A 26,884-nucleotide genomic window follows, 5' to 3' on the forward strand; every position below is an offset into this window, starting at 1 on the left:
AGCAGTAATTCCCCTGAAAAAGCCTAATTTATTAAGTGATCATATCATACAGCAGCTTGGCAACTTTCACTGTATCATGACGGATTACGTTATTTTCATAGGAAACAATCTTGTCATGAACAATTTCGAGTCCTAAACCCCGCAGTGCTTCTATGTCATAATAAACAGGTTTAGCCAGTTCTTCTGCATATAATGCTTTCATCATATCAGGAATTTCTTCATCATTCACTAATATTGTATCGATGAACGTGCATTTCATATGTTCATTCAAAGCTTTTACATGATCGCTTGCAGTGAAATCAAGGGTTTCACCAGCCTGAGTCATAACATTGCAAATATAAACCTTTTTCGCTTTCGCCTTGCAGACCTCGTCACCGATTTTTGGAACGAGAAGGTTCGGCAGGATGCTCGTGTACAAGCTTCCAGGACCCAGGAGAATTAAATCAGCCTGGCGAATCACTTCGATCGTCTCTTCAAGAGGCTCAATGGATTCAGGTGATAAAAAGACCCGTTTAATCTTCTTGCCGGAGTATGGAATTTTCGATTCTCCTGAAACAATCGTTCCATCCTCCATTTCAGCATGAAGGACGACGCTTCGATTTGCAGCAGGCAGAACTTTTCCGCGCACATTAAGGACTTTGCTCATTTCCCTCACAGCATGGAAAAAGTCGCCTGTAATATTCGTCATCGCTGCCAAGATAAGATTTCCAAGAGAGTGGCCTGTAAGGCTGTTTCCTTTATTAAAACGATGCTGAAATAAATCTTCTACTAACGGCTCAACATCTGAAAGCGCAGCTAACACATTGCGAATGTCACCTGGCGGCGGTATTTTGAGTTCATCACGGAGCCGGCCTGAGCTCCCGCCATCATCTGCAACTGTAACAATTGCTGTAATATCTACAGGGTATACTTTTAACCCCCGCAAAAGTACAGACAAACCGGTACCTCCGCCGATTATGACAACCTTTGGCCTATATGCAGTTTCAGTCATTTAATGACGGCTTCTGCGCTCTATATCACGATGTGATACGTGCGTCTGATAATCATCTTTATAGTGCTTCGCAATGTGTTCCGCCAGTGTAACCGAACGGTGCTGGCCGCCTGTGCATCCTATTGCAATGACAAGCTGGCTTTTTCCTTCTCTTTTATAATAAGGCAGCATGAAGGTAAGCAAATCCAGGACCTTTTCTAAAAACTTCTGAGTCTCTGTCCATTTTAGAACATATGAGGAAACTTCCTCTTCAAGGCCTGTTTTCGGTCTCATATGATCGATATAATGCGGATTCGGCAAGAATCTGACATCAAATACTAAATCAGCATCGATCGGGACTCCGTATTTAAAACCGAACGAGAGCACATTTACTGAGAAAGTATGCTCAGCATCTTCCGCAAACTGCTTCAGTATTTTTTCTCTCAGTTCACGAGGCTTCAATTCAGATGTGTCAAAGATCATCTGCGAGCGGCCTTTCAGCTCCTCAAGCAATTCTCTTTCGTTTTTAATGCCTTCTAAAGGCAAGCCTGTTGTAGCTAATGGATGAGATCTGCGCGTTTCCTTGTATCTTGTAACAAGGGTAGCGTCTTTAGCATCCAGAAAAAGAATTTGAGGATTAATCCAAGTCTTTTCCGCCATATCATCCAGTGCCTGAAACAGGCTTTCAAAAAATTCGCGTCCCCGCAAATCCATCACAAGTGCAACTTTGTTCATTTTAGAGCCGGATTCCTTCATCAGCTCTAGAAACTTCGGAAGCAGATTAGGCGGCAGGTTATCTACACAAAAATAACCAAGATCTTCAAAGCTTTGAATGGCAACCGTTTTGCCTGCTCCTGACATGCCTGTAATAATTACCATCTTAATATCCTGAACACTGCCTGTACTCATGCAGATTGCCTCCTCTCTCATTATCACGCTTTTATATAAATGAATGGATCGCTTACTGCGGATCTAATCGATATGCCAGCAGTTCAAAATCAGGTGTGTAAGTAAAGGTGCCGTAAATCAGCCCTGCACCCTTCATCATAAATTCAAGAATATGATGATCGCCGGGAGCCATTGGAAGAACGCTTACTTCATCTAATGAATGCCACTTGATCTTTCCTTCCTCAGACTCTGCTACATTCTCACCTGTAAACTCCGTTGCAAAAAATGTAAACATCATCCACTCTGATACAATTTCATTTCCATCTTTAATAATAAAGGTGAAGATCCCTTTAATTTTTGGGTTTTTTAAATATATGCCTGTTTCTTCGCGATATTCTCGGATGACAGTGTCTTTAATCGATTCACCTTGCTCCATTTTTCCGCCAGGCGCCACCCACCATCCTCTTCTCGGTTTTTGCAGGAGAAGAATTTTATTGTCCTGTACTAAAACGCAATTCGTTACTCTTTGCAAAAGTCTTTCACCTCTGGGTTCGTTCGGGTAGTCTAAACATATTTTCTCACCTTTTATTATACTATTTCAAAGACAACCTCACAATGAACGGAGGCTGCTTACAGACTTATTTTTTAATGGAATGATGTGTGTGGTTTATATACGTGTTTGCTCGGATAAAAGTTTCAAAGGAAAATAAACACTAGAAAAGCGGAAGCGCAGGCATGGTGGATTATCTTATAACAAAAAAAGGAGTACGGGAAAGGGCGCCCGTACTCAAAAGTTTATTTATAAAAGGGGGTCAATTACTATTTATATAGTACCCCATTATTATTTCAGTGGTGTTACAGGTTAGTTAAAACCGAGTTACGTTTTTGTTAACTCTTTAAAGCATTAGCGAAAATCAGCTACCAGCTTTAATTTTTTCCATTAACTCTTCCACAAAATGCTGAGCACTTTGTGCTGCAATTGAGCCATCGCCTGTAGCTGTGACGATTTGACGCAATGATTTTTCGCGGATATCGCCTGCTGCAAAGATGCCAGGCACCTTCGTTTCCATGCGCTCATTCGTTTCGATATATCCGTTTTCGTTTGTAATGCCGATAGATGCAAACGGTTTTGAAAGAGGCAGCATTCCGATATAAATGAATACGCCGTCCGCACTCATTTCAGTCTCTTCGCCTGTTTGAGTGTTTACAAGTGTTGCACTGCCGACCTTGCCGTCTTTTTCGTTGATTTCTTTAATCGTATGATTCCAGATGAAATCTACTTTCTCATTATCAAATGCGCGCTGCTGAAGAATTTTTTGTGCACGAAGCTCATCTCGTCTGTGGACAATTGTTACTTTAGATGCGAATCGTGTTAAATAAACGCCTTCTTCTACTGCAGAGTCGCCTCCGCCAATAACGATTAGTTCTTTGTTTTTAAAGAATGCGCCGTCACAGACAGCACAGTAAGAAACTCCGCGGCCGCCAAGTTCTTTTTCTCCTGGAACGCCAATTTTCTTGTACTCGGCACCAGTTGAAATAATGATAGAACGTGCTTTGTATTGTTTGCTTCCGGCCACAACGGTTTTGTATTCTTCGCCGTCGATAATTTCTTTTATATCGCCATATGCATATTCAGCACCGAATTTTTTCGCATGATCAAACATTTTTGTTGATAAGTCAGGTCCAAGAATATGGTCAAAACCAGGATAGTTTTCAACGTCCTCTGTATTGGCCATTTGTCCTCCAGGAACACCGCGCTCGATCATTAAAGTTGAAAGATTTGCTCTGGATGTATAAACAGCAGCTGTCATTCCGGCAGGACCTGCACCAGCTATAATCACATCGTAAATTTTTTCCTCAGACATCGTTCTTCACTCCTTGTGTTCACAACAATTGATTGTTTACGGGAGATCTCGTTTCCCATACTCATATCCTATAAAAGAATAGAGCTTCGTGCCATTTTTTTGCTCACGTCCATAAGTTCTTGATGAAAGCTGAGTACTTTGAAAGAGTTTTGCCTGAAATGGAGTATTGCTTCGCAAGCTCTGTCTGCGTCACTTTATAGCCATTCTCTTTTTTCCAAACATATTCCAGGGCTCCGGCCCATGCAAGGTGGTTTTTAAGCGGCATCTCTTCTCTTTTTGCTTTTAACGCTGTTTTAAAGAAGAACAAATAAAGTCCTTCGTTCAGGGTTTTATTGTTTTCAAACAGGACTTGCGCTGCCTGGTAAGTGAACTTTGATTTCTCAGAGACACTTTTTTTAATCTCTCCATTAACATGCGCAATTGCAAGATCCATAAACTCTCTTTCGAAGACTGATTGAGGAACTTTCGCTGATTGGAAGAATTGAATCTGATCAAGCTGCTTTGTTTCAGCTGCCAAAAAAATCGCAAGCAGACGCTCTTCAATCGGCATCGTCATTGGACGTTCCACTGATTTCTTATCCGGCTTCCATGGTTCTGAACCGGCTTTTTCCGGATTGATTTCAATCACCCGATCCCAGCTTGTTCTGGCAAGTTCTTCTTTTCCGGTAAAATAAGCCGAATAGGAAAGCCAGTAAAAGAAGGTATCATCCCCGTCAAAACCTTGTCTGTAGATGGCTCTAAGCCATTTAAAGGCAAGCTCATATTGTCCGACCAATGCAAAAGTCGCACCAAGCTTATAGCGGTGTTCAAAAAGGATCGGATAGATGTGTCCAAGTCTTTGCGCCAATTCTTCCACTTTATCATCCTGCCGTTCATAGTAATAGAACACGAGAAGATTGCATAGTGCATGGAGATTGCCCGGATTTTTGTCGAGCACCATATCTAAATAATCTTTCGCCTTCTGAACGTCGCCCATATAAAAATAAGCTAATGACAAGTTGTTGTAAGCAGACCAGAATTCCGGAAAATCCGTGACGATTTCTTTTAATAAGGAAATGGCCTCTTCTAATTTCCCATTTTCCAAAAGGGATTTTGCAGCATCCTGCTTAACTATCAATTCATCTGAATCTAAAAAAGGATCCTCTTCATCTGCCCCTTCTATCGTCAGCAAATCAAGGAGATCTTCTGTTTCTTCAATGAACTCGCCATTCGGCTCTTTTGTCTGATATTCAATTGCGCATTTGTAGGCTTCATGAAAGAGACCTAAATGTGCGTAATTATTCGCCATAAAGTAATGGCATTCTGTCAAATCTTTATCAATATTCTTAAGAATGTATGTTAAAAGCTCATTAGATTGCTGGTATTTTCCAAGCTCGGTATAAATGGCTGCAAGCTGGCTGAGCATGACAATATGATTCGGCTCAAGCTGAATCGCACGCTGTATCCACTTGCTCGCTCTTAAAAGATCGCGTTCCCGATAGGCTTTCATGCCCTTACGGTAAAAGTACTGTCCGTCTTGGAAGAAAGGGACAATCTGCGCTTTTTGCTTAGTGTTACTTGATTGTTTTCCCACTGAAATCCTCCATTTCTTTACTTCTGCCGTAGGTTAGTATACCACACTGGGGAAGTACGACAATAGGAATGGTAAAAATTATTAAACCGATTGAAAAAACAAGAATACTGCCTTATGCACATGGTCTTAGCTTAGGCAAATCGGCGGTGCGGCAAACGGGATGGAAGGAAATAGTTGTGTTGGATTTGGGGTTGGCACACTGACAGATCAGGTCCATTTTCAGTATTGATACAATTTTCCAAGGAGAGAACATAACAACTTAATCCGATACACTGGGAGTGATTTGGAAAAAAGAAAGTAAATCCTCAAGAACGGATAGTATTTCACTGGTTTTCGACAGTAAAGAAGCTGTTTCGGCAAGTAAAAGTGCGATTCTGGCAAGTAACTGTTAAGTTCACTCAAAATTGCGGCTCACTATCCAATCTAGGTAGAAATTTTTCACCATTCAAAACAGATTCCTAACATTCCATCGCTAAACAAGTGCCAAAACAGAACAAAAGTACAGACGCCAAGGCCCGCTCCGGCAGGCAGATAAGAATTTGACAGAAAGGTTCGGTCCCGACTTTTTTTGGGAATTCGTTCTGAGCGAGGATCCAGGCGCTTACGCTTGACGCAGATAACTTTTTTTCATTACCCAAACCTATTAACTTTTATAATTTCCTTAACGACAAAAAAGCCCTCAAAACGAGGACTCTTCCACTACTTTTTCGGTAAATGACGCTCTTCCAAAACATCCAGTACTTCATCCAGCGGAAGCTTTTGTTCACGGAGCAGCACCATTAAGTGGAACAATAGGTCTGCTGCTTCCCATTTAAGTTCATCCGCGTCGCGGTTCTTGGCGGCGATGATGACTTCTGATGCTTCTTCTCCCACTTTTTTCAGGATTTTATCGACGCCTTCTGTGAACAGGTACGTTGTATAAGAGCCTTCAGGCATTTCTGCCTCACGTTCTGCGATCAATTTTTCCAAAGTGTTAAGGATTTCAAAGCGGTCTGCTTTAGATTGCTTAGAATCGCCAAACACATTTTCTGAAAAACAAGAGTACGCGCCAGTGTGGCACGCAGGACCCGCAGGCTTCACCAATACAAGCAGAGCATCCTGATCGCAGTCGTATTTTAAGCCAACAACCTCCTGGGTATTGCCGGAAGTAGCCCCTTTGTTCCAAAGCTCCTGTCTGGAACGGCTGTAAAACCATGTTTCTTTTGTTTCAATTGTTTTTTGCAGCGACTCTTCATTCATATAGGCTAGAGTCAGAACTTCCTTGCTGACGGCATCCTGAACGATTGCAGGGACTAAGCCATTTTGATCAAACTTTACGGATTGCAGATTCATCTGACATTCACTCCCTGCGTTTTTAAGTAGTCTTTTACTTCTTTCACTGATGTTTCTTTATAGTGGAAAATCGAAGCGGCAAGAGCAGCATCCGCTTTGCCTTCCATGAATGCCTCTGCGAAATGTTCAGCGTTTCCCGCACCGCCTGAAGCGATGACAGGAACGGAAACAGACCCACTGACCATTTTATTTAAAGCAAGATCAAATCCGCTTTTTTCACCGTCGCTGTTCATGCTTGTGAGCAGAATTTCGCCCGCGCCGCGCTTAACAGCTTCCCTGGCCCACTCTGTCACTTCCCACTCTGTTTCTTTTCTTCCGCCGTGAGTGTATACCTTATAACTGCCGCTTTCTTCATCAAACCTTGCATCAATGGCTACAACAATGCACTGGGAACCAAAGAATCGCGCACCCTCTGTAATCAGTTGGGGGCGCAGCACTGCTGATGTATTGACGGATACTTTGTCCGCACCTGCACGAAGGATTTTCTTCATATCGGTAAGCGAATTGATGCCGCCCCCCACTGTAAATGGAATCGCAAGCTGCGCTGCAACTCGTTCCACTACATCCACCATTGTTTTTCTGCCTTCATGAGAAGCTGATATATCTAAAAAGACAAGCTCATCTGCGCCCTCTTTGTCATAAAAGGTGGCTAGCTCTACAGGATCTCCTGCATCTCTCAGACCTAAAAATTGAATCCCTTTTACCACCCTGCCGTCTTTTACATCAAGGCAAGGAATGATCCGTTTTGTAATCATGCCCGCGCCACCTCTTCTAAGGCTTGTGCAAGATCAAATTGATTTGTATAGAGCGCTTTTCCCACGATCGCGCCTGCCACCCCTTCTTTTTGAAAAGCAGCAAGCTCCACCAAATCATTCAGAGAGCTGACTCCGCCTGATGCAATCACTTCTTTGCCGGTAGCCTTCGCCATTTCGAGCACAGCTTCAATATTGGGTCCTGATAGCATGCCGTCTGTGGCGATATCGGTGAAAATAAACACCTCTGCACCTGCAGCAGCAAGCTCCACGCCAAGACCAGCAGCCTTTACTGTTGACGTCTCAATCCATCCTTCAGTTGAAACATAGCCATCTTTTGCATCAATCCCAATGGCTATTTTGCTTCCGTATTTCACAAGCATTTTTTTCACAAAATCAGGATTTGAGATGGCTGAGCTTCCTAGAATAACACGAGATACCCCATTTGAAATGTAATACTCCACGTCTTCCTCTGTACGGATCCCTCCGCCTATCTGAACGTTTACATTCAGCTTTTCTGCGACTTCAAGAACATGCTTGTCATTGACTCTTTTACCAGCTTTGGCTCCATCCAGATCCACCATGTGAATCCATTTCGCCCCTTTATCAGCAAATACTTTTGCCATCTCGTAAGGTGAATCGCCGTAAACTGTTTCTTTTGCATAATCGCCTTGTATAAGCCGGACACATTTCCCTCCGCGCATATCGATTGCAGGATATATAATAAATTCACTCATGATTTCACCTTCTCTTCAACGATTTTGACGAAGTTTCTCAAAATGCCTATGCCTAAGTGACTGCTTTTTTCAGGATGAAATTGCGTGCCGAATATATTTTTCTCACCAACAACTGCCGGAACGTCAACGCCATAGTCCGCACTTGCAATGACGGTGCTGCTCTTTTCAGCCTTCACATAGTAAGAATGCACGAAATAGGAATAGCCTTCTTCAAGACCTTCTAGAAGATCGCTCTGCTGGTGCATGAGTAATCGATTCCAGCCCATGTGCGGCACCTTCAGCTGCTCTTTTTTCATCAGATCTGCAGGAAAATGCACGACACTCCCTTTTAAAAGCGAGAGCCCTTCAGTGAAACCATTTTCTTCACTGGAATCAAATAATAATTGCATCCCTAAACAAATACCAAGCAGCGGCTTTCCTTCGCTTGCAATCTTTTGAATATAACCCGTTAGTTTTGTTTCATTTAAAATCGCCATTGCATCCTTAAAGGAACCAACTCCGGGAAGAATATAGCCATCCGCTTTTTCAAGCTCTTCAAGGTTTTCTGAAATGAAATAGCCGATGTTCAAGCGCTCAAGTGCTTTGCTCACGCTGTACAAATTCCCCATGCCATAATCAATAATTCCGATCATTTATAACATTCCCTTCGTAGACGGGACTCCTTTAATCCGCGGATCAATTGTTGATGCCTCGTCAAGCGCTCTGCCTAAAGCTTTGAAAACTGCTTCAATCATGTGATGAGTGTTTCGGCCGTAGTGGACGATGACATGAAGATTGATCCGCGCTTCAAGAGCAAACTTCCAAAGAAATTCATGCACAAGCTCCGTATCAAAGTTTCCTACTGTAGGACTTGGAAATTCACCTTTAAGTTCAAAGTGAGGACGGTTGCTTAAATCAACGACAACCTGAGCAAGAGCTTCATCCATCGGAACCATTGCCTGACCATAGCGCTTGATTCCTCTTTTATCGCCTAATGCTTCTCTGAACGCCTGTCCGAGACAAATGCCGATATCTTCTGTCGTATGATGGCCATCAATCTCCGTATCTCCAATCGCCGCAACAGATAGATTAAACTGGCCATGCTTAGTAAACAGATCAAGCATATGTGTCATAAACGGAACGCCTGTATTTAATTCAGAAATCCCTTCTCCGTCAATTGAAAGAGAAAGGGAGATGGCCGTTTCGTTTGTTGTTCTTTGCAGACTTGATGTTCTTTCCATTTTCAGTTCCTCCTATTTTAAGCGCTCTTCGATGGCGCGTGCATGTGCTTCTAAGCCTTCTAAACGGGCAAATGCTGCAATCTTATGGGCTGAATGCTGAAACGCTTTTTCGCTGTATGAAATGATGCTGGATTTTTTCACAAAATCATCGACGTTCAGCGGACTTGAAAAACGGGCTGTTCCATTTGTAGGCAGCACATGATTTGGTCCTGCAAAATAGTCTCCGACAGGCTCTGAGCTGTATCTTCCGAGGAAAATAGCGCCTGCGTGTCTAATGCTGTTCAGAAGCTCCATCGGATTCTCTGTTAACACCTCAAGATGCTCGGGTGCGAGCTCATTTACGGCGTTAATCGCTTCATCCAGCGATTCGGCAACATATATAAATCCGTATTGATCAATTGATGGACCAGCTATCTCTTTTCTCGGAAGAGTTTCAAGCTGACGGATGACTTCTGCTGATACAGCTTCTGCAAGCTCCATTGAATCCGTCACAAGCACACTTGAAGCAAGAACATCATGCTCAGCCTGTGAAAGCAGATCGGCTGCCACTTCGTTCGCCTTCGCTGTCTGATCAGCTAAAACAACAATTTCACTTGGGCCGGCAATCATATCTATATCGACATCCCCAAATACTTCCCGCTTTGCAAGAGCAACATAGATATTCCCGGGACCAACAATTTTATCAACCGGTTTGATCGTCTCCGTTCCATATGCAAGGGCAGCTACTGCCTGGGCACCGCCTGATTTATAGATTTCTTCTATACCAAGCTCTTTTGCCGCTACAAGCACACCAGCCGGCAGCGTACCTTCCCTGTTCGGCGGGGAAATCAGAACAATCCGTTTTACCCCTGCCGTTTGTGCAGGAATGACATTCATTAAAACGGAAGAAGGATAAGCGGCAGTGCCTCCAGGTACATATACCCCGACAGCATCCAGAGGTGTGATCTTCTGTCCAAGCATTGTTCCGTCCTCTTTATATGTAATCCAGGACTCGCGCTTTTGCTTTTCATGAAAAAAACGGATATTTTCAGCTGCTTCCCTGATAACCTCAACTAATTCCTGATCAAGCTCCTGATAAGCTGCCTCAACTTCCGCTTCTGTCACTTTAAGAGTTGATAGACGGACAGAATCGAATTTTTCCGCATAGGCGAAAAGAGCGGCATCCCCTTTTTGCTTAACTTCTGCAATAATGTTTTTAGCAGCCTCTCTCTGTGTTTCTGTACCAGAGTCAATGGAACGCTTTAGAGAGGCAAAATTTCCTGAAAGTCTCTCAATCCTCATTCTGCTTCTCCCTCCACAACTTCTGATAATCGGCTGACCAGTTCATCAATTTGTGCGTCTTTCATTCGGTAGCTGACAGGATTCACAATGAGCCTTGAAGTAATACTGCAGATTCTTTCGAGTTCAACCAGGCCGTTCTCTTTTAACGTTCTTCCCGTTGAGACAATATCAACAATGCGGTCAGCAAGGCCAATTAAAGGAGCAAGCTCGATTGACCCGTTCAGCTTAATGATTTCCACTTGTTCCCCCTGCTCCCGGAAATAAGAAGATGCAACACCCGGATACTTTGTTGCAACCTTTGGGGCAACATCCGTTGTGCCCGTATTAGGCAAACCCGCCACAGCCAAATAGCAGTCGCTGATTTTCAAATCCAGCACTTCATAAACATCACGCTCTTCCTCAAGCATGACATCTTTGCCGGCAATGCCTATGTCCGCAACTCCGTGTTCAACATAGGTTGTAACATCCATGGGCTTCGCTAAAATAAAGCGCATGTTTTCAGCCGGAACTTCTAAAATAAGCTTTCTGGACTCATCAAATTCAGGCGGCAGCTTATAGCCTGCTTTTCTGAGCAAGTTCGCTGCTTCATCAAATATTCTTCCTTTCGGCATCGCGATTGTAAGCATATTACCCATCCTGCTCTTCCTTTCTCGAACCAATAAAATAAGCCACATCTGCAAACTGTTTTGTATAGGCATCTACATCATTTACACCGGATATATCCTGCAATATCACTCTTTTTCCCTGTCCGCGAAGCTCAGCCGTACACTTTAGAGCCTCTGTTCTTCTTTCCTGGCTGTAAAGAACACAGTGTATATCAGGCGTTTCTTCCTGTTCTCCAAGAGACTCGATCAGTCTGTCCAGGCGGATGCCAAAGCCAGTAGCCGCTGCAGGTGTATCAAATTGTTCAAACAGCTGATTATACCGTCCGCCGTTTCCAAGCGGAAAGCCGACATTCCCTGCATAAACCTCAAATAAAACGCCTGTGTAATAGCTCATATGACTGACAAGATTTAAATCAAGCTTTACGGATTCCAGCACGCCGAAATCCTCAAGGTGTGACCAAAGCTTGCCAAGTTCTGCTGCAGCCTCTTTTCCTTCCCTACTTGAAACAAGGTCTGCTGCAATCGATAGCTGATCTTCTCCGCCTCTCAGCTGCAGAAGCTGAAGCAATCTTCCTTTATCAATAGACGACAGCGGCAATGACTTCACATGCTCGCGATAGCCGACGTAATTCTTTTCATATAAGTATCTTCTTAAAACATCGGCGCGCTCCTGATTGCCGAGAATCTCTTTGAACAAAGCATCCGCGAATCCAATATGCCCGATTGCGACCTTAAAATCCTGAAGACCCGCTTCTTTTAGAACGGCAATCATAAGCGCAATGACTTCTGCATCCCCGCTTGTAGTTGCATCACCGATTAGCTCAGTCCCAATTTGTTCAAATTCAGCAGGACGACCGCCTTCACGCTGCTGCGCACGGAAAACATTCGCATCATAAGCAAGTCTGAGCGGATAATTTTCCTGATAAAACCGGGATGCCGCCACCCTTGCAATTGGCGCTGTCATATCCGGTCTAAGAACCAGAGTGTGCCCTTCCTGATCAAGCAGCTTAAAAAGCTGGCCTTCCAGAATGGCTGATTGAACACCTACCGTATCGTAAAATTCAAGCGTCGGCGTTTCAATAAATTGAAAGCCCCATTTCTCTATCGCACCCGTCATCTTTTGACGAAGCTGTTTTTTCGTTTCATACAATAATGGCAATGTATCTCTCATCCCGAGAGGTTTTTCAAACATAAACATGCTGACTTGCACCTCTTTCACAAAAAGTTCCGAATCCTTTAGCTCGCTAATATAGTAACATGCTACCAAAATAAAGATAGGTTCGCAAGTAGGAATATTCCTTTATCATTCTCTTTATTTGAAGAATTTCCTCTAAAAAGAAAACTTTAAACAAACGTTTGATTAGGTTTATTATTGATTGTAAAAACAGATAGTATTTTTTTGGAAGGTTGTTCGGAAATTCGAATAAGATCATATGTTGCGTTAATTTATGATTTCACACGAGAAAACCTTTATTTTATTGGCAGGTTGGTTAGATATTTAAAACTCTTTGGCATGCCTCATTTCTAATCATAGATAACCTTCAGGAAGTGAAAGCTATTACAAAAAAACACCTCATAACCCTGTCCGTTCCTTTCCGCTCCAGGAACTTGCTTTCCGCGGGGAGCATGGGAGCCTCCTCGGCTTTGCCTGTCGGGTCTCCCAATTTGCTCTGTTTCCCGCAGGAGTCAAGTTCCTTCCGCTGCAATCCACTAAAGGCTTTTAACATTTAATGCAATAATATTTACGAAAATAGCCTTATGAAATGAGCTGAACATTATTGGAACCTTGTTGAGAAAACCAAAAGGAATCATTTGATTTGTTAATGGCAGGTTTATTGGATTTTAAAAACCTTTTGATATATCGTTTCTAGCTACCTGTAAGAAAAAACAAATGAAATCATAGGTAACCGGCACGATTTGAAAGCTATTTCACACACAAAAAGATTCGAATTCCCCAACCAAGTTCCCACAAGGTACAATCTTTTTACACACAAATAAGACACCTCATAATCCTGCTATTAATATAAAGATTTTCTCTTCTTGTTAACCAACAAACTATTTTTTCATAATTCCCCAGTATCGACAGTATGCAATCTAATTTAGAAGCCATTCCAAAATGTCTTTAAAAAATCTCATAACTCTGCAAAAAATATAAAGGTTTTCTCGTGTGAAATTCCTGTTTACCGCTAAAACTGCTTTTTCCGAATTTCCCAGCCAAGTTCCCGCAATATACAATCTATATTCATATGCAAAAAGACACCAGCTTCAAAAGCTGGTGTCTTTTGCATCACGCAAATCCATCTGTTCCTTTGTAAATATAACCCTCATCGGATTTCCGCCCACAAAGGCTCCCGCAGGAACATCTTTATGAACGAGCGTTCCCGCTGAAACGATGGCTCCGTCTCCGATTTCAACACCTGGCAGGACAGTGGAATTGGCTCCGATCATGACTTCGTCGCCGATGACGATGTCACCAAGTCTGTACTCGCGGATCAAATATTCATGTGCAAGCAGGGTTGTGTTGTAGCCGATCACCGTATTTCGTCCAACTTTGATTTTTTCAGGAAACATCACATCCAGCATGACCATCAGGGCGAAGGATGTGTGCTGCCCCACCTTCATTCCGAGAAAATTCCGGTACATCCAATTTTTCATTGAAAGAAACGGGGTGTAACGGGCAAGCTGAATGACAATGAAGTTGCGGACGACCTTCCAAAAAGGGACGGTTTTGTAAACATGCCAAAGCGAATTAGGGCCTTCAACGGGGTATCTCGTCGTTTTTCTCACGCTTATTCGTCTCCGAGCACGTTCAGTAAATCACTCATTTTGTTCAGCATGTAGTCAGGCTTAAACCCTTCCAAATACTCCACACCTTTTATTGTCCAAGCAACACCTGCCGTTTTGGTGCCTGCTGCCTTCCCTGAATCAATATCATGGTGGTTATCGCCAACCATGATGGCTTCTTCAGGAGAACTGTTCAGTTTTTCTAAAGCAAGCAAGACCGGCTCTGGATGGGGCTTTGCATTCTTTACATCATCAAGGGTGACGACCGTTCCGAAAAACTGGCCAAGACCAGTAAGCTTAAGACCCATATTGACGGTATCCCGTATTTTAGTTGTGACAATGCCTAACTTATAGCCCTTTTCGTGCAGAGTCTGAACCGTTTCAAAGACTGTTTCAAACTGTGTAACCAATTGATCGTGCTGATCATGATTAAACTTCCGGTAGGTGCTGATCATTTCATCAACACGAAGCGGATCCATCTTCACAAACGTTTCATGAAGGGTAGGTCCGAGAAACGGGAGGACATCCTCGCGTCCATATTGATTCGGATAATAGAGATTCAGTGTATGCAGGAATGATTGTATGATCAAATCGTTTGTATTTATCAAAGTTCCATCCAAATCAAACAGTACGGTGTTAATTCTCATAAGTTGCTTCCTTTCTGCTTGTATGTTCAAATCGGCTCCAAATGGCTCCTACCGCCATTGTCAGAACGACCGCTGTTACAATCCGGATTATTAACAGAGGCAGTACCGGAATGCCAAGCGGCACGAAAATCAGAGTATCCTCCACCACAGCATGACAGGAGACGAGAAAAATAAAGGCGAGCGTTAAATCTTTATAGCTGACGCCGTCTTCTTCGACTGCCTGAATCATAACTCCAGCTCCGTATGCAAGGCCAATCGTTAAACCGGCTACCAATGTCATCGAGGTGTTTTCTTTCATCCCAAGCATCCTTGTAATTGGAGCCATCCACCTTGAAAAAACCAGTAAAAATCCTTTATCTTTCAGCACTTGAATAATAATCATCAGCGGAATGACAATTAAAGCGAGCTGCACAATACCAAGGCCTGCTTTCTGAACAGCGCTTAGACCAATTTCAAGGTAGCCAACCGGATCAGCTGTATCCTTTGGAATAAACCCATACTGTGCCGTTTCCTGTCCGCCCTGCCATAATAAATTGATCATCAATGCAGAGCTGACCGCAAGCCCTACCCTTACAGCGAGAATAATCCAAAGCTTGATTCCCACCTTTGCAGCTACTGTCGATTCAATGATCAAGTTATGTGAGAACGATAGCATAACAGCTAAAATAAACACTTCCTTAACGGATAAATCAAGCGTCAGGATTGCAGCAATACCCGCATACAAATTCAGCATGTTCCCAAGAACAAGCGGAATTGCCGCTTCCCCTGATAACCCCAAAATGCCCATTACCGGCTGAATAAGCTTGATCAGCCACGGTAGAACCGGTGTGTGCTGAAGAAGACTGACAATCAGCGTAACCGGAAAAATAACCTTGCCTAAAGTCCAAGTTGTCTGAAGCCCTGCCTGAAGTCCTTTTTTTAAGCTATTAATCAGAAACATCCCCTTATTCGGCTGATTCTAAGTATCTTTCTTTTGAATAACCTTTGACTCTCCTCAAAATCAATACAGCAACAGCAATCGCGATTAATACTAGAGATATGACTTGTGCTATCCGGAGCGATTCCGTCAGCATCAGGCTGTCCGTACGCATTCCTTCAATGAAATAGCGGCCGATTGAATACCAGATGATGTAGGTAAGGAATAGCTCTCCGCGGCGCAAATTGGCTTTTCTGAGAAGCATAAGTCCGGCGAATCCAACAAGACTCCACAATGATTCATATAAAAACGTCGGGTGATAATAAGCACCGTTAATGTACATTTGATTGATGATAAACTCAGGCAGGTACAGCCCCTCAAGAAATTGACGGGTTACCTCGCCGCCGTGGGCTTCTTGATTAATAAAGTTTCCCCAGCGGCCGATTGCCTGCCCCAAGATAATGCTCGGCGCACCAATATCAGCGAGTTTCCAAAATGAAATCCCCTTTACCTTCGCAAAAATATAGCCTGTAACAAATGCTCCGATTAATCCGCCATGAATCGCAAGGCCCCCGTTCCAGATCTTTACGATGTCTCCCGGGTTTTGAGAATAATAATCCCACTGAAAAATCACATAGTAAATACGCGCACAAATAATCGCGATCGGAATCGCAAACAGCACTAAATCGACGAATGTATCTTTATGAAGACCTCTCCGCTCACTTTCACGGACTGCAAGCCACAGTCCAAGCAGAGCACCTATCCCGATGATCAGCCCGTACCAGTGAACCTGAATCGGTCCAAGTTCAATAAAGATCGGATCGATCGGCGTAAAATTCTCCTCCATTGTCTATTCTCCCCCTATTGATGTTTATGCGTCGTCATGCTCAGTATCAGTTATGACATCGGTTAGTTTATTGGTAAACTGCTCAGCTGCATTCAGTCCCATACGTTTTAATCTGAAGTTCATCGCTGCTACTTCAATGATGACCGCTAAGTTTCGTCCAGGACGGACCGGCACGGTTAATTTAGGGACATCTGTGTCGATGATTTTCATTTTCTCTTCATCAAGACCCAATCTGTCATATTGCTTCTTAGGATCCCAGATTTCAAGATCGATAATGAGGGTAATCCGTTTATAGCTGCGGACCGCGCCTGCTCCAAATAACGTCATCACATTGATGATGCCAAGACCGCGGATCTCAAGAAGATGCTCAATTAAGTCTGGTGCATTTCCGATCAGTGTATCCTGATCCTCCTGGCGGATCTCGACACAGTCATCTGCAACTAAACGATGGCCGCGTTTGACAAGCTCAAGTGCCGTTTCACTTTTACCGACTCCGCTTTTTCCGACTATCAGCACCCCTACACCATATACGTCTACTAATACACCGTGAACAGCAGTTGTAGGTGCAAGCTTTCCTTCTAAAAAGTTCGTCAGATGACTGGATAGACGGGTTGTTTTTAAAGGGGACCGCAGAAGCGGAACTGATTTTTCCTCAGATGCATCCGTTAATTCCTGCGGGATCTCCATTTCGCGGGAAACAATAATAGCCGGGGTTGAATCTGTACAAAGCTGATCCATCCGGTTTTTCTTTTCCTCATCTGTCAGCTTTTGAAAAAACGTCAGCTCTGTTTTGCCGAGTATTTGCACGCGTTCTTTCGGGTAATATGTAAAAAAGCCTGCCATTTCAAGTCCTGGGCGGGACAAATCACTTGTAGTGATGGGACGATTAATTCCTTCTTCACCGCTGATCAGCTCTAAATGGAATTTTTCGATTAAATCTTTTGTGCGGACTTTTGCCATTTTTCTGCTCCTCCTTTATCAAGCTTTAAAAAAAGTAGATATTTTTGCGAAATGTTTGCTCCATCGCGTAACCAGGCGCTTTTGCTTTTCGGTGGTGTCTAGCTCCACCTCCTAGCCCCTCGGCCAGAACGGCTCATCCAGCAAAGGCAAAAAGCGCCTTTACTGGCTGATCCTTATCTGTCTTTCGGGTCTGAACAGTCGGTTCCGCTTTTCGTATAAAATCCTCTCTTATTTTAGCACTTTTACCTATTAAACGGAAACGGGGAATCCTTTCACAGCCATTTAAACTTTCTTCTCTGTTTTCACAAAAACATAGGACAATCACCGCTACTCTATCGCACATGAGGCAATATATTAGTAGGGTAAAGACCATTTAAAAGGAGGACTGTACGTGAAGATTGCAATTGACGCCGGACATGGCTATTCAACATCCGGAAAGAGAACCGTAGACGGTATGAAAGAATATGAATTTAATCGTGCTGTTGCCAATGAAATGAGGGACCTTCTGGCCGGGTATGAAAATGTCACTATCCTTTTTACTCACTCTGACACACGTGATGTCCCGCTGAAAGAGAGAACCGATAAGGCCAATGCTGCAAAGGCAGATGTATTCATCTCGATACATGCCAACGCCTTTGGAAACGGCACAGCATGGAATGATGCAAAGGGGATCGAGACGTATGTTCATGATTCAAAACCTCAACAAGCCATTGCACTTGCCGAAGCGGTTCAGAGGAAGCTGATAGAAAAAACAAAACGGAATGACCGCGGTGTTAAGCTTGCCAACTTCCATGTGCTGCGGGAAGCAAAAATGATCGCTATTTTAATTGAATGCGGATTTATGACCAATCAAGAAGAAGCCCAGGCTTTAAAATCAGCAGCTTACCGCAAAATATGTGCAGCGGCGATTACTGAAGCACTTGTATCCTTTTTCAATTTGAAAAATAATGCCCCATCCGCTCCATCCTTACCAGGAAAGGTGTACAAAGTACAAGTCGGTGCTTTCTCGAAAAAAGAAAATGCCGTTGCCCTTGCCAATGAATTAAAAAATAAGGGATATAATGTCATAGTTTTGTACGAATAAAAGAGTAGAGGCAGTCATCTGTCTCTACTCTTTTATTTTCAAAAGAAATCTCTCTTTTGGCAGGTGCTTCTTAGATCGGAATTTATTCAAGTAGGGAGAGTAAGTATCGACCTGAATTTCGGTTTGGTCCTGCTTAAAAAACAGAAGACGCATAAAGCCATTGCCCCCGTGCTTTTCAGCCTGATAATTCGCAAGCATTTGAAAAACTCTTTGATCTTCTGAAATTCTGGTCTCCAAGAATCCTGTTCCGTAATAATGGCCGGATAAGACCATTTTCACATTTGGATTTTTTAAAACAACTTTGTTATACAGCTCCTCGCCTGCGGGACTTCTTTCATTTTTATAGTTCAAATAATCATGAAAAGCGAGAATAGCCGTGTGATCACGGTAGTCCTTCAAAACCTTGTTCAGCCACCTGAGACCGCTCCGGTTCACATCCCATCCCATATAAATCATAATATACGGCTGGTTGTGGATGGTCAGAAGATCATAATGTCCGCGGTTATTTTCAAAAGAACCTCCATAAAAAGGCTGCCGGATAAACCGGTGATAGCCGAAATGATCCGTGAACACTTTATAGGGCTGTTCAGTATGAACCAAATCATGGTTCCCCGCCAAAACGCCATATGGAATTCTTGTCATATCAAGCATTTTTAAAATTTGATCTGTCCTCTCCCATTGCACATCATCATTCGGCTGATCGACAAGATCACCTGTATGAAAAACATATCGAATGTTGTATTTATCCCGATTTTCAATAATCCACTGTATTTGTTTAATCATGATTTCCGGATAGGTTTTCGCGTAATATTGAGTATCAGTAAGCCATACAATCGTCGCGTCGCCTTCTTCAAATGAAAATTTCGCGTACGCAGGAGATGCAGTTAAACAAATCAGCAGCAGTACTGCCGCAAACAACGTTTTTTTCATAACTTTCACCCATTTTTAGCGTACCCATCTAGCGTGTCCTTATGTTCCCGATTTACATTTATCATCATTGGTCTATACTAGATATGGAAACCAAAACAAGGAGACGTACATATGCTGAAGGAATTTAAAAAGTTCGCCATCAAAGGCAACGTGATTGATCTGGCAGTCGGGGTTATCATCGGAACAGCGTTCGGCAAAATTGTCACTTCTCTTGTGAATGACATTGTCATGCCGCTGTTTGGCGTCCTGCTTGGGGGAGTCGATTTTTCAAAATTGCAATACCCATTCGGTGATGCCATTATAAAATACGGAGCATTTCTGCAGACCGTTCTTGATTTCTTCATTATTGCTTTTTCCGTGTTTTTATTCATTCGATTCTTTGAACGATTTAAAAGAAAAGATGAGCAAAAACCTGTCCCAACATTAACAAATGAAGAGAAGCTGCTCACGGAAATTCGTGATTTGCTGAAGAAGGATGTTCAGCAGGAAAGAGAATTTTAAGAGCTGGCATGATGCTGAAAACCATATAATTTTTGGCATCCAAAAAGGCGGAATCCCCGGGATTCCGCCTTTTGTCTATTTCTTTTTACTTTCTCTAAGCGGCTCAACGACGCCTTTTTGAATCAGCAAGTGCAGCAGCGAAATAACAATCGAAGCTAAGATGGCTGTGCCAAAACCATCAATGTTAAAGGAATCTCCCATAATCCCCTGTGCAATCATCAGTGTAATCGCATTGATGACAAACAGGAAAAGCCCAAGCGTTACCACCGTAACAGGCAGAGTCAGCAGGATAAGGAATGGCTTCACCAGAACATTTAATACAGAAATGAGCAAACTTGCGAGAATGGCGGCTCCTACGCCGCTGATGTGGAAAGAATCAAAGTACCCTGATACGACAATCAGTATGAGGGCATTGACCAAAATACTGATGGCCCATCTAATCATGCTTAATGACATCCCCCTCATTTGGTACCAGGAAGATCATCACCAAGTAGATGAGACCGAATGGGAAAAAGGCAGTGGTGAGCAATAGAATCACAAATAGAATCCTGAGCAGGGTCACGTCCATATTTAAGTAATCAGCCAAGCCTCCGATGACGCCGCCAATCATTTTTTTTGATTTGGATCGATATAATTTCTTTTTCATTTGGATTACCTCTCTTTTAATAGAATGGAGCCTGTTTTAGAATCTGCAAAAACAGACATCGTTTGTTCTGACGCTGCAATCGATTTGAACCTAAGCTCCTTTTGAACGGTTTCATTCTTTTCAAAAAGCACTTCAAGATCCTTTAAATCAGCAGCCACTGAACCTAAATTCGATTTCAGTTCACCGTTTATTTTCACATTTTCCGGAACATACACGTCTACGTTTCCAGTAGCCGTTTTCGCGTAAAGAGTGTGGCATCTTTCGTCTTCAAGCTTAACGATGATATTTCCGTTAAAGCTCTGAACATCGATTCTCTCACTTTTTCCGTTCAAGTGGATAAGACCGTTGATTGTTTCTGCTTCAGTATGTGCCGCCTCAATATTTGTCAGGCGGATTTGACCATTTGCTGTTTCAGCTTCTATTTTTTCACCCTTAAAATTAAGGACAGAAATGACACCATTTGCCGTTTTCGCATTAAAATCCCTTACGTTTAAATCTTCCCCTCTGATTGGGCCGCTAAACAGCTTAATTTTAACAAGCTCATACTGTTCTTCCGGCACAAACAAAGTCATGTTGATTTTTACAGTTTTCTTTTCCGTGTAAAAACGGAACTTTGAACCGTCCACTGAACAATCAACATTCTGCATAAAGGTTTCTCTCGCAAGCTCCTGATTCTCTGCCCGGTAAACTTTTGCATCGCACTCGACCCGAACATCACTTTGAGTCCAGGATTGCAGATTTACACTGCCGTGGATTAATTGAATATCAAAGTCACGGATATCAGCATCCTTGAACTGATAGATGTGCTGAACATTAAGAGCACCGCCAAAATTTATATCGAGATCAAGCTCCTTTACCTTCTTGACTGCTGTATCAATAAAGGTGACAAGCTTTGAAGAAAGAGAGGAACCGGCGGTTTTCTCTTTTTCTACAAAAGGATCCTTTGAGAAACTATCTGAAGATAAAGACGTCAGCATTTCATTTTCTTTATGATTGTATTCCTCTTCCAGCTTTTCTATGAGAGTCAGTGCTTCACTTGCCGACAGTTTACCCTGTTCAACTAAATCCAAAATGCGCTTTCTTTGATCCTTCACGTTTCCCATCCCCCTGAATATGTATTTTTAAAGGCTGTTTTCGCATAGATTATTGTTTTACATTTTAAATGTTGCCCGCTCCTTTCCGTTCCACTTAAGGCTTTTAACATTTAATCCATTAGCAACAATATTAACGAAAATAGCCTTTTTAAAAAAAGCCTTGAGCAAAAACCCAAAGCTTTGGAATTACACCGTTTTTAAAATTTTTATCCCCTGCACAATGTTATAAACAAACGCAGCAAGGTTCGCTACTCCAACCAAGATAAATCCAAAAATGACCACTCCTACTGCAAAAGCTTCAGGTGAACCTGACATGCCTGCAAACAAAATCATAAAGAACGGCAAAATGATCGTTATGATTGGAATAATATGTGACAGCAATGATTTTTTCGCATGCTGCTTCACTTCTCGCTCATCTGAAATAAAGTAGACGATAATGGGAAACAAAAACGGCGCGAAAAAAATACTGAAATAGCATAATGATGAGAGTAATTTATCTGTTTTCATTTGATTTTCAACTCCTTATAACTACTATACGATTGAAGCAGTGATAAGTTTCATTAAATTTTTGTGCGAGTATAAGTACCGGCCTATTTCAGGAATTTATCTTCCTGATATCCGCCATCGCAAAAATTGTTGTTTTCGACTATAAATGTTGTCCGTTCCTTTCCGCTCCAGGAACTTGCTTTCCGCGGGGAGCGTGGGAGCCTCCTCGACGTGCTGAAGTGCACCCCTATTGTTGGACACACATCTAACAACAGGAGGTGTACTTCAATTGCGTAATTTTACATTAGAAGAAAAAATTCAAGCCGTACAACGTTATTTGAATGGTTTAGTAAGTTATCGAGAATTAGCTAAAGAGGTTGGAGTCGATCACTCCGTTCTCCGAAACTGGGTGATGCTGTTCAAACATCATGGTGACCAAGCATTCTCCTTTCCCTATACAAACTATTCGCCAGCCTTTAAACTGAGGGTAATTCAATTTACAAATGAAACGAATTACTCGATTCGAGAGGCATCGGCCATTTTCCACCTACCAGATCCTTGTATGCTCCGTAGGTGGAAGAAAAAGTGGGAGATTGGTGGTGAAGATGCCCTTAAAATAAAGGAAAAGGGGCCATCTGCCATGTCATCTCATAATCAAAAGAAAAAGAATAAGAAAGAAAATTCCTCTGACCCATCTATAGAAGAACTGAAAAAAGAAAACGAACTTCTTCGTATGGAGAATGCGTATTTAAAAAAGCTGCGAGCCTTAGTTCAGAAAGAATCAGTAAAACACTCAAAACGCAAGTAATCTATGAACTAAGGCACGAATTCCCTGTTAACCAACTGGTGAAGATTGCTGATTTGCCGAAAAGCACCTACTATCACCGCGTTCAATTATGGAAACAGCCGGATCCTGACCGCAAGTGGAAAAGGAGAATTCGCTTCATTTACCGTAAGCACAAAGGACGCCTTGGCCATCGCCGTATCACAGATGTCCTTCAAGCCAAAGGGTATATGATTAACAAGAAGAAAGTCCTTCGTATTATGAAAGAGATAGGGCTTCAATGCATCGTACGAATGAAGAAGTACAAATCCTATAAGGGCGGGGTCGGAAAAACAGCTCCAAACATCTTAAATCGTAAATTCAAGGCCGAAAAACCAAATCAGAAGTGGGTGACAGACATCACGGAATTTAAATTGTTTGGACAGAAATTATACCTGTCCCCTATTCTGGACCTGTTTAATGGCGAGATTATCACGTATACGCTCAATACAAGGCCTACGTTTGATTTAGTAGAGACGATGTTGATAGAAGGCCTACAGCGCGTGAACGAAAACGACGAACTCTTACTTCATTCTGACCAGGGCTGGCATTATCAAATGCCTCGATACCAGCACATATTAAAAGAAAATCACATTACTCAAAGCATGTCTCGAAAAGGAAACTGTTACGACAACGCCGTTATAGAAAACTTTTTCGGGATATTGAAATCAGAATTTCTGTACTTACAACAATTCGAGAGTATAGACCACTTCAAGAAAGAACTCGAAGAGTATATACACTACTACAATCATTTGAGAATCAAATCACGATTACAACGTAAAAGTCCAGTGTCTTATCGAACTAGTTTTGAGCAAGCTGCTTAGTAAATAAAGTGTCCAATTTATAGGGGGCAGTGCACGTGCCTGCGGGGTCTCCCACTTCGCTCTATTTCCCGCAGGAGTCAAGTTCCTTCCGCTGCAATCCACTTAAAGTTAGTAACATGGAGTCTAAAAACAACAAAGTTTATGAAAAGAGCCTACAGAAAAAAGCCGGAAGGAAATAACATTTGTTTTTCCTCCCTGCTTCATTATAGAGACTTATTGGACAATCCCGTCCCTCTTTCAGGCTTTGGCTACTGCTTCTTTTTCTTTTATGGCCTTTTTCATCCGGTCGCGGTCTCTTATTAAGATAGGCTTTAAATACTTGCCTGTATAAGATCCTTCTACCTTGGCAACCTGTTCCGGAGTTCCTGTTGCGACGATTTGTCCGCCGTGATCTCCGCCTTCCGGTCCAAGATCGATCAGATAATCTGCTGCTTTAATGACATCAAGGTTATGCTCAATCACTAAGACAGTATCTCCATTTTCGACGAGGCGCTGAAGGACTTTCAATAGTCTTGCAATGTCATCCACATGCAAGCCTGTTGTCGGTTCATCCAGAATGTACAGTGAACGTCCTGTTGAACGGCGATGCAGCTCAGAAGCAAGCTTTACACGCTGCGCTTCTCCTCCCGACAGGGTTGTTGCAGGCTGACCAAGTGTAATGTATCCGAGTCCTACATCATAAATGGTTTGGAGCTTCCGTCTGATTTTAGGAATGTTCTCGAAAAATGCGACTGCATCTTCAACGGTCATTTCTAAAATGTCAGCAATGTTTTTGTTTTTGTATTTCACTTCCAGTGTTTCGCGGTTATACCGTTTTCCATGGCACACTTCGCATGGTACATAAACATCAGGAAGGAAATGCATTTCTATCTTGATGATTCCGTCTCCCCGGCATGCCTCACAGCGGCCGCCTTTTACATTAAAACTGAAGCGGCCTTTCTTGTAGCCGCGCACCTTCGCTTCGTTTGTTGTGGCAAAAACGTCGCGGATGTCATCAAAAACACCTGTATAGGTTGCCGGGTTAGAGCGGGGAGTCCGGCCAATCGGCGATTGATCGATATCGATGACCTTATCAAGCTCTTCTGTTCCTTTGATTTCTTTATGCTCCCCAGGCTTCGTTTTTGCTTTGTTCAGCTTTTGAGCAAGTGACTTATGAAGAATTTCATTTACAAGCGTACTCTTGCCGGATCCCGATACTCCAGTAACGGCCACAAACGTGCCAAGCGGAAACTTCGTTGAAACGTTTTTCAGGTTATTTTCGCTAGCGCCTTTTATCTCAATGAAACGGCCGTCCGGTTTTCTGCGTTCTACCGGCAGCGGAATGAATTTTTTGCCCGATAAATATTGGCCGGTTAAGGAATTCTTATCATTCATCACATATTCGGGTGTTCCTTCAGAGATAATATCCCCTCCATGAACGCCTGCTCCAGGACCGATATCTATTAAATAGTCGGCAGCGAGCATTGTGTCTTCATCATGCTCAACAACGATAAGGGTGTTGCCGATATCCCTCATGCTTTGAAGCGTCTGGATGAGCCTGTCATTGTCACGCTGATGAAGTCCGATTGAAGGCTCGTCAAGAATGTACAGAACACCTGTTAATCTAGAACCAATCTGAGTCGCAAGCCTGATCCGCTGTGCTTCTCCGCCTGAAAGTGTTCCTGCAGCACGGCTTAAAGACAGGTAATCAAGACCGACATTATTTAAAAAGCCGAGCCTTTCTTCAAGCTCTCTTAAAATCAGTCTTGCAATCTGCATTTCTTTTTCTGTCAAGTTGACCTTTTCAAAGAAATCGATGGCTTCATGAACAGATAAAGAAGTGACATTCCCAATGTGATGGCCATCGACAAGCACAGACAGACTTTCTTTTTTCAAACGATGGCCTTTACACTTAGGGCAGGCCTGCTGTGCCATGTATTTTTCCATTTGCTCACGGATATAGTCTGAGCTTGTTTCCTTATAGCGGCGCTCTACGTTACGGATGACGCCTTCAAACTGAATGTAATTTTCACGCACCTGACCGAAGTCATTTTCATAGCGGAAGTAAATTTCATCGTTTCCGCTGCCGTATAAAATCTTGTCCAGCAAGTGGGATGGGATTTCTTTTACAGGAACATCCATCGGGATGCCGTAATGATTGCACACAGCCTCAAGCAGCTGAGGGTAATATTGAGAGCTCGTCGGTTCCCACGGAGCCAGCGCATGCTGCTTTAATGATAAATCCTTGTTTGGAAGGACTAAGTCTACATCGACTTCAAGCTTCGTTCCAAGGCCGTCACACTCATTACATGCACCGAACGGACTGTTAAAAGAAAACATTCTCGGTTCCAGCTCGCCGATTGAAAATCCGCAAAGCGGACAAGCATGATGCTCGCTGAAAAGAAGCTCTTCTTCTCCAATGACATCAATCATGACTCTGCCTTCGCCAAGACCAAGTGCAGCTTCAAGCGAATCTGCAAGCCGGGCTGCAATTCCTTCTTTGATGACGATACGGTCAATTACTACTTCAATACTATGTTTTTTGTTTTTCTCAAGGGTAATCTCATCACCGATCTCCATCATCTCGCCGTTTACGCGAACCCTTACGTACCCTTGCTTTTTGATCTCTTCAAAAACCTTGGCATGAGTCCCTTTTCGGCCGGAGACAATCGGTGCAAGGACCTGAAGCTTTGTACGTTCGGGATATTCTAAAATCCGGTCAACCATTTGCTCAATCGTCTGTGATGAGATTTCAATGTCATGATTCGGGCAGGTCGGTCTGCCTACACGCGCAAATAGAAGTCTCAGGTAATCATAAATTTCTGTCACGGTTCCGACGGTTGAACGCGGATTGCGGCTGGTTGTTTTTTGATCGATTGAAATCGCAGGTGAAAGTCCTTCAATTGAATCGACATCCGGCTTATCCATTTGCCCCAGGAACTGACGGGCATAAGCAGAAAGAGATTCAACATATCTGCGCTGGCCTTCTGCATAAATCGTATCAAATGCAAGCGACGATTTCCCCGAACCTGATAAGCCTGTCAGAACCACAAGCTTATCCCGCGGAATCGTCACATCTATATTTTTTAAGTTGTGAGCGCGCGCACCTTTCACAATAATTTTATCAATTGCCATCTAGT

At 42.9% G+C, this 26,884-nt stretch carries 27 protein-coding genes; 3 read left to right on the forward strand and 24 right to left on the reverse strand.

From position 1 onward, the window contains the following. Window positions 1-31 precede the first annotated feature (31 nt). The 18 genes from AC3ISE_RS20115 to hprK form a co-directional block, all read right to left on the reverse strand. Window positions 32-991 carry a gluconeogenesis factor YvcK family protein gene (locus AC3ISE_RS20115; protein WP_489222343.1) on the reverse strand — a complete coding sequence of 320 codons (960 nt, stop codon included), beginning with the start codon at window positions 989-991 and terminating at the stop codon, window positions 32-34. Then, complete coding sequence (gene rapZ / locus AC3ISE_RS20120; RefSeq protein ID WP_489222344.1) at window positions 992-1,879, reverse strand: RNase adapter RapZ; 888 nt, start codon at window positions 1,877-1,879, stop codon at window positions 992-994. It lies immediately after the preceding gene. A 52-nt stretch (window positions 1,880-1,931) separates the two neighbouring features. Then, complete coding sequence (locus AC3ISE_RS20125; protein WP_489222345.1) at window positions 1,932-2,390, reverse strand: 8-oxo-dGTP diphosphatase; 459 nt, start codon at window positions 2,388-2,390, stop codon at window positions 1,932-1,934. Between the two features lie 382 nt (window positions 2,391-2,772). Beyond that, on the reverse strand, window positions 2,773-3,723 hold the full coding sequence (gene trxB / locus AC3ISE_RS20130) for a thioredoxin-disulfide reductase (RefSeq protein ID WP_133312656.1): 951 nt from the start codon (window positions 3,721-3,723) through the stop codon (window positions 2,773-2,775). Between the two features lie 103 nt (window positions 3,724-3,826). Continuing rightward, window positions 3,827-5,296, reverse strand: a complete 1,470-nt coding sequence (locus AC3ISE_RS20135; protein WP_489222346.1) for a tetratricopeptide repeat protein — start codon at window positions 5,294-5,296, stop codon at window positions 3,827-3,829. Window positions 5,297-5,995: 699 nt separating this feature from the next. After that, a complete protein-coding gene (hisIE, locus tag AC3ISE_RS20140) occupies window positions 5,996-6,628 on the reverse strand; it encodes a bifunctional phosphoribosyl-AMP cyclohydrolase/phosphoribosyl-ATP diphosphatase HisIE (RefSeq protein WP_489222347.1) in 633 nt (210 codons plus the stop codon). Continuing rightward, window positions 6,625-7,383: an imidazole glycerol phosphate synthase subunit HisF gene (gene hisF / locus AC3ISE_RS20145; RefSeq protein WP_489222348.1), complete on the reverse strand. Its 759-nt coding sequence runs from the start codon at window positions 7,381-7,383 to the stop codon at window positions 6,625-6,627. The genes hisIE and hisF overlap by 4 nt, the downstream gene beginning before the upstream one ends. Further along, a complete protein-coding gene (hisA, locus tag AC3ISE_RS20150) occupies window positions 7,380-8,117 on the reverse strand; it encodes a 1-(5-phosphoribosyl)-5-[(5-phosphoribosylamino)methylideneamino]imidazole-4-carboxamide isomerase (protein ID WP_489222349.1) in 738 nt (245 codons plus the stop codon). Before hisA ends, hisF begins: the two co-directional genes overlap by 4 nt. After that, window positions 8,114-8,749 (reverse strand): imidazole glycerol phosphate synthase subunit HisH, encoded by a 636-nt coding sequence (hisH, locus tag AC3ISE_RS20155; RefSeq protein ID WP_489222350.1) that lies wholly within the window; start codon window positions 8,747-8,749, stop codon window positions 8,114-8,116. The genes hisA and hisH overlap by 4 nt, the downstream gene beginning before the upstream one ends. Continuing rightward, on the reverse strand, window positions 8,750-9,337 hold the full coding sequence (gene hisB, locus AC3ISE_RS20160) for an imidazoleglycerol-phosphate dehydratase HisB (protein WP_489222351.1): 588 nt from the start codon (window positions 9,335-9,337) through the stop codon (window positions 8,750-8,752). A 12-nt stretch (window positions 9,338-9,349) separates the two neighbouring features. After that, complete coding sequence (gene hisD, locus AC3ISE_RS20165; protein WP_489222352.1) at window positions 9,350-10,618, reverse strand: histidinol dehydrogenase; 1,269 nt, start codon at window positions 10,616-10,618, stop codon at window positions 9,350-9,352. After that, window positions 10,615-11,253 carry an ATP phosphoribosyltransferase gene (gene hisG, locus AC3ISE_RS20170; RefSeq protein WP_309193023.1) on the reverse strand — a complete coding sequence of 213 codons (639 nt, stop codon included), beginning with the start codon at window positions 11,251-11,253 and terminating at the stop codon, window positions 10,615-10,617. The genes hisD and hisG overlap by 4 nt, the downstream gene beginning before the upstream one ends. Further along, window positions 11,246-12,421 carry an ATP phosphoribosyltransferase regulatory subunit gene (locus AC3ISE_RS20175; protein WP_489222353.1) on the reverse strand — a complete coding sequence of 392 codons (1,176 nt, stop codon included), beginning with the start codon at window positions 12,419-12,421 and terminating at the stop codon, window positions 11,246-11,248. The genes hisG and AC3ISE_RS20175 overlap by 8 nt, the downstream gene beginning before the upstream one ends. A 1,067-nt stretch (window positions 12,422-13,488) precedes the next feature. Then, complete coding sequence (locus AC3ISE_RS20180) at window positions 13,489-14,010, reverse strand: acyltransferase (RefSeq protein ID WP_489222354.1); 522 nt, start codon at window positions 14,008-14,010, stop codon at window positions 13,489-13,491. 2 nt (window positions 14,011-14,012) lie between these two features. Next, on the reverse strand, window positions 14,013-14,654 hold the full coding sequence (gene ppaX / locus AC3ISE_RS20185; RefSeq protein ID WP_489222355.1) for a pyrophosphatase PpaX: 642 nt from the start codon (window positions 14,652-14,654) through the stop codon (window positions 14,013-14,015). Then, window positions 14,644-15,594 (reverse strand): nucleoside recognition domain-containing protein, encoded by a 951-nt coding sequence (locus AC3ISE_RS20190; RefSeq protein ID WP_489222356.1) that lies wholly within the window; start codon window positions 15,592-15,594, stop codon window positions 14,644-14,646. The genes ppaX and AC3ISE_RS20190 overlap by 11 nt, the downstream gene beginning before the upstream one ends. Before the next feature lie 4 nt (window positions 15,595-15,598). Then, window positions 15,599-16,417, reverse strand: coding sequence for a prolipoprotein diacylglyceryl transferase (gene lgt / locus AC3ISE_RS20195; protein WP_489222357.1), 819 nt, complete (start codon window positions 16,415-16,417; stop codon window positions 15,599-15,601). A 24-nt stretch (window positions 16,418-16,441) separates the two neighbouring features. Next, complete coding sequence (hprK, locus tag AC3ISE_RS20200) at window positions 16,442-17,377, reverse strand: HPr(Ser) kinase/phosphatase (protein WP_070876453.1); 936 nt, start codon at window positions 17,375-17,377, stop codon at window positions 16,442-16,444. 391 nt (window positions 17,378-17,768) lie between these two features. Between hprK and AC3ISE_RS20205 the strand changes: the two genes are divergently transcribed. Continuing rightward, entirely contained in the window at window positions 17,769-18,461 is a 693-nt protein-coding gene (locus tag AC3ISE_RS20205; RefSeq protein WP_489222358.1) for an N-acetylmuramoyl-L-alanine amidase, read from the forward strand. Window positions 18,462-18,485: 24 nt separating this feature from the next. On the opposite strand, the gene AC3ISE_RS20210 is transcribed toward AC3ISE_RS20205, so the two are convergent. After that, window positions 18,486-19,391, reverse strand: a complete 906-nt coding sequence (locus AC3ISE_RS20210) for a metallophosphoesterase (protein ID WP_489222359.1) — start codon at window positions 19,389-19,391, stop codon at window positions 18,486-18,488. A gap of 111 nt (window positions 19,392-19,502) precedes the next feature. Between AC3ISE_RS20210 and mscL the strand changes: the two genes are divergently transcribed. Next, window positions 19,503-19,892 (forward strand): large conductance mechanosensitive channel protein MscL, encoded by a 390-nt coding sequence (gene mscL / locus AC3ISE_RS20215; protein WP_070876456.1) that lies wholly within the window; start codon window positions 19,503-19,505, stop codon window positions 19,890-19,892. A 75-nt stretch (window positions 19,893-19,967) separates the two neighbouring features. Here the strand turns inward: mscL and AC3ISE_RS20220 are convergent, their stop codons facing one another. From AC3ISE_RS20220 to AC3ISE_RS20235, 4 genes are all read right to left on the reverse strand, one after another. Further along, on the reverse strand, window positions 19,968-20,336 hold the full coding sequence (locus AC3ISE_RS20220) for a phage holin family protein (protein WP_070876457.1): 369 nt from the start codon (window positions 20,334-20,336) through the stop codon (window positions 19,968-19,970). Beyond that, on the reverse strand, window positions 20,329-20,538 hold the full coding sequence (locus AC3ISE_RS20225) for a PspC domain-containing protein (RefSeq protein WP_070876458.1): 210 nt from the start codon (window positions 20,536-20,538) through the stop codon (window positions 20,329-20,331). Before AC3ISE_RS20225 ends, AC3ISE_RS20220 begins: the two co-directional genes overlap by 8 nt. 5 nt (window positions 20,539-20,543) lie before the next feature. Next, window positions 20,544-21,632: a DUF4097 family beta strand repeat-containing protein gene (locus AC3ISE_RS20230; RefSeq protein WP_489222360.1), complete on the reverse strand. Its 1,089-nt coding sequence runs from the start codon at window positions 21,630-21,632 to the stop codon at window positions 20,544-20,546. Window positions 21,633-21,818: 186 nt separating this feature from the next. Beyond that, the gene (locus tag AC3ISE_RS20235) at window positions 21,819-22,139 is read right to left on the reverse strand and encodes a magnetosome magnetite crystal formation protein family (RefSeq protein ID WP_489222361.1); all 321 of its coding nucleotides are present in this window, start codon (window positions 22,137-22,139) and stop codon (window positions 21,819-21,821) included. Window positions 22,140-22,407: 268 nt separating this feature from the next. On the opposite strand from AC3ISE_RS20235, the gene AC3ISE_RS20240 reads away from it, so the two are divergent. Continuing rightward, window positions 22,408-23,765 (forward strand): IS3 family transposase gene (locus AC3ISE_RS20240; RefSeq protein WP_489221085.1). Its coding sequence is split into 2 segments (ribosomal slippage): window positions 22,408-22,879 and window positions 22,879-23,765, totalling 1,359 coding nucleotides; the frame shifts between segments, so codons are not numbered across the junction. A 237-nt stretch (window positions 23,766-24,002) separates the two neighbouring features. Here AC3ISE_RS20240 and uvrA read toward each other — a convergent pair. Then, the gene (uvrA, locus tag AC3ISE_RS20245; protein WP_489222362.1) at window positions 24,003-26,879 is read right to left on the reverse strand and encodes an excinuclease ABC subunit UvrA; all 2,877 of its coding nucleotides are present in this window, start codon (window positions 26,877-26,879) and stop codon (window positions 24,003-24,005) included. Between the last annotated feature and the right edge of the window lie 5 nt (window positions 26,880-26,884).

The sequence above is a fragment of the Metabacillus sp. KH_069 genome, from assembly GCF_057838075.1.

Bases quoted from the DNA above. Each gene is read 5' to 3' on its own strand.
- uvrA (WP_489222362.1), bottom strand. From the start codon at position 26,879: ATGGCAATTGATAAAATTATTGTGAAAGGTGCGCGCGCTCACAACTTA.
- lgt (WP_489222357.1), bottom strand. From the start codon at position 16,417: ATGGAGGAGAATTTTACGCCGATCGATCCGATCTTTATTGAACTTGGA.
- hprK (WP_070876453.1), bottom strand. From the start codon at position 17,377: ATGGCAAAAGTCCGCACAAAAGATTTAATCGAAAAATTCCATTTAGAG.
- AC3ISE_RS20115 (WP_489222343.1), bottom strand. From the start codon at position 991: ATGACTGAAACTGCATATAGGCCAAAGGTTGTCATAATCGGCGGAGGT.
- AC3ISE_RS20220 (WP_070876457.1), bottom strand. From the start codon at position 20,336: ATGATTAGATGGGCCATCAGTATTTTGGTCAATGCCCTCATACTGATT.
- ppaX (WP_489222355.1), bottom strand. From the start codon at position 14,654: ATGAGAATTAACACCGTACTGTTTGATTTGGATGGAACTTTGATAAAT.
- AC3ISE_RS20225 (WP_070876458.1), bottom strand. From the start codon at position 20,538: ATGAAAAAGAAATTATATCGATCCAAATCAAAAAAAATGATTGGCGGC.
- hisD (WP_489222352.1), bottom strand. From the start codon at position 10,618: ATGAGGATTGAGAGACTTTCAGGAAATTTTGCCTCTCTAAAGCGTTCC.
- trxB (WP_133312656.1), bottom strand. From the start codon at position 3,723: ATGTCTGAGGAAAAAATTTACGATGTGATTATAGCTGGTGCAGGTCCT.
- hisF (WP_489222348.1), bottom strand. From the start codon at position 7,383: ATGATTACAAAACGGATCATTCCTTGCCTTGATGTAAAAGACGGCAGG.
- hisIE (WP_489222347.1), bottom strand. From the start codon at position 6,628: ATGAATCTGCAATCCGTAAAGTTTGATCAAAATGGCTTAGTCCCTGCA.
- mscL (WP_070876456.1), top strand. From the start codon at position 19,503: ATGCTGAAGGAATTTAAAAAGTTCGCCATCAAAGGCAACGTGATTGAT.
- AC3ISE_RS20235 (WP_489222361.1), bottom strand. From the start codon at position 22,139: ATGAAAACAGATAAATTACTCTCATCATTATGCTATTTCAGTATTTTT.
- AC3ISE_RS20190 (WP_489222356.1), bottom strand. From the start codon at position 15,594: ATGTTTCTGATTAATAGCTTAAAAAAAGGACTTCAGGCAGGGCTTCAG.
- AC3ISE_RS20210 (WP_489222359.1), bottom strand. From the start codon at position 19,391: ATGAAAAAAACGTTGTTTGCGGCAGTACTGCTGCTGATTTGTTTAACT.
- hisA (WP_489222349.1), bottom strand. From the start codon at position 8,117: ATGAGTGAATTTATTATATATCCTGCAATCGATATGCGCGGAGGGAAA.
- AC3ISE_RS20175 (WP_489222353.1), bottom strand. From the start codon at position 12,421: ATGTTTATGTTTGAAAAACCTCTCGGGATGAGAGATACATTGCCATTA.
- hisB (WP_489222351.1), bottom strand. From the start codon at position 9,337: ATGGAAAGAACATCAAGTCTGCAAAGAACAACAAACGAAACGGCCATC.
- hisG (WP_309193023.1), bottom strand. From the start codon at position 11,253: ATGGGTAATATGCTTACAATCGCGATGCCGAAAGGAAGAATATTTGAT.
- rapZ (WP_489222344.1), bottom strand. From the start codon at position 1,879: ATGAGTACAGGCAGTGTTCAGGATATTAAGATGGTAATTATTACAGGC.
- hisH (WP_489222350.1), bottom strand. From the start codon at position 8,749: ATGATCGGAATTATTGATTATGGCATGGGGAATTTGTACAGCGTGAGC.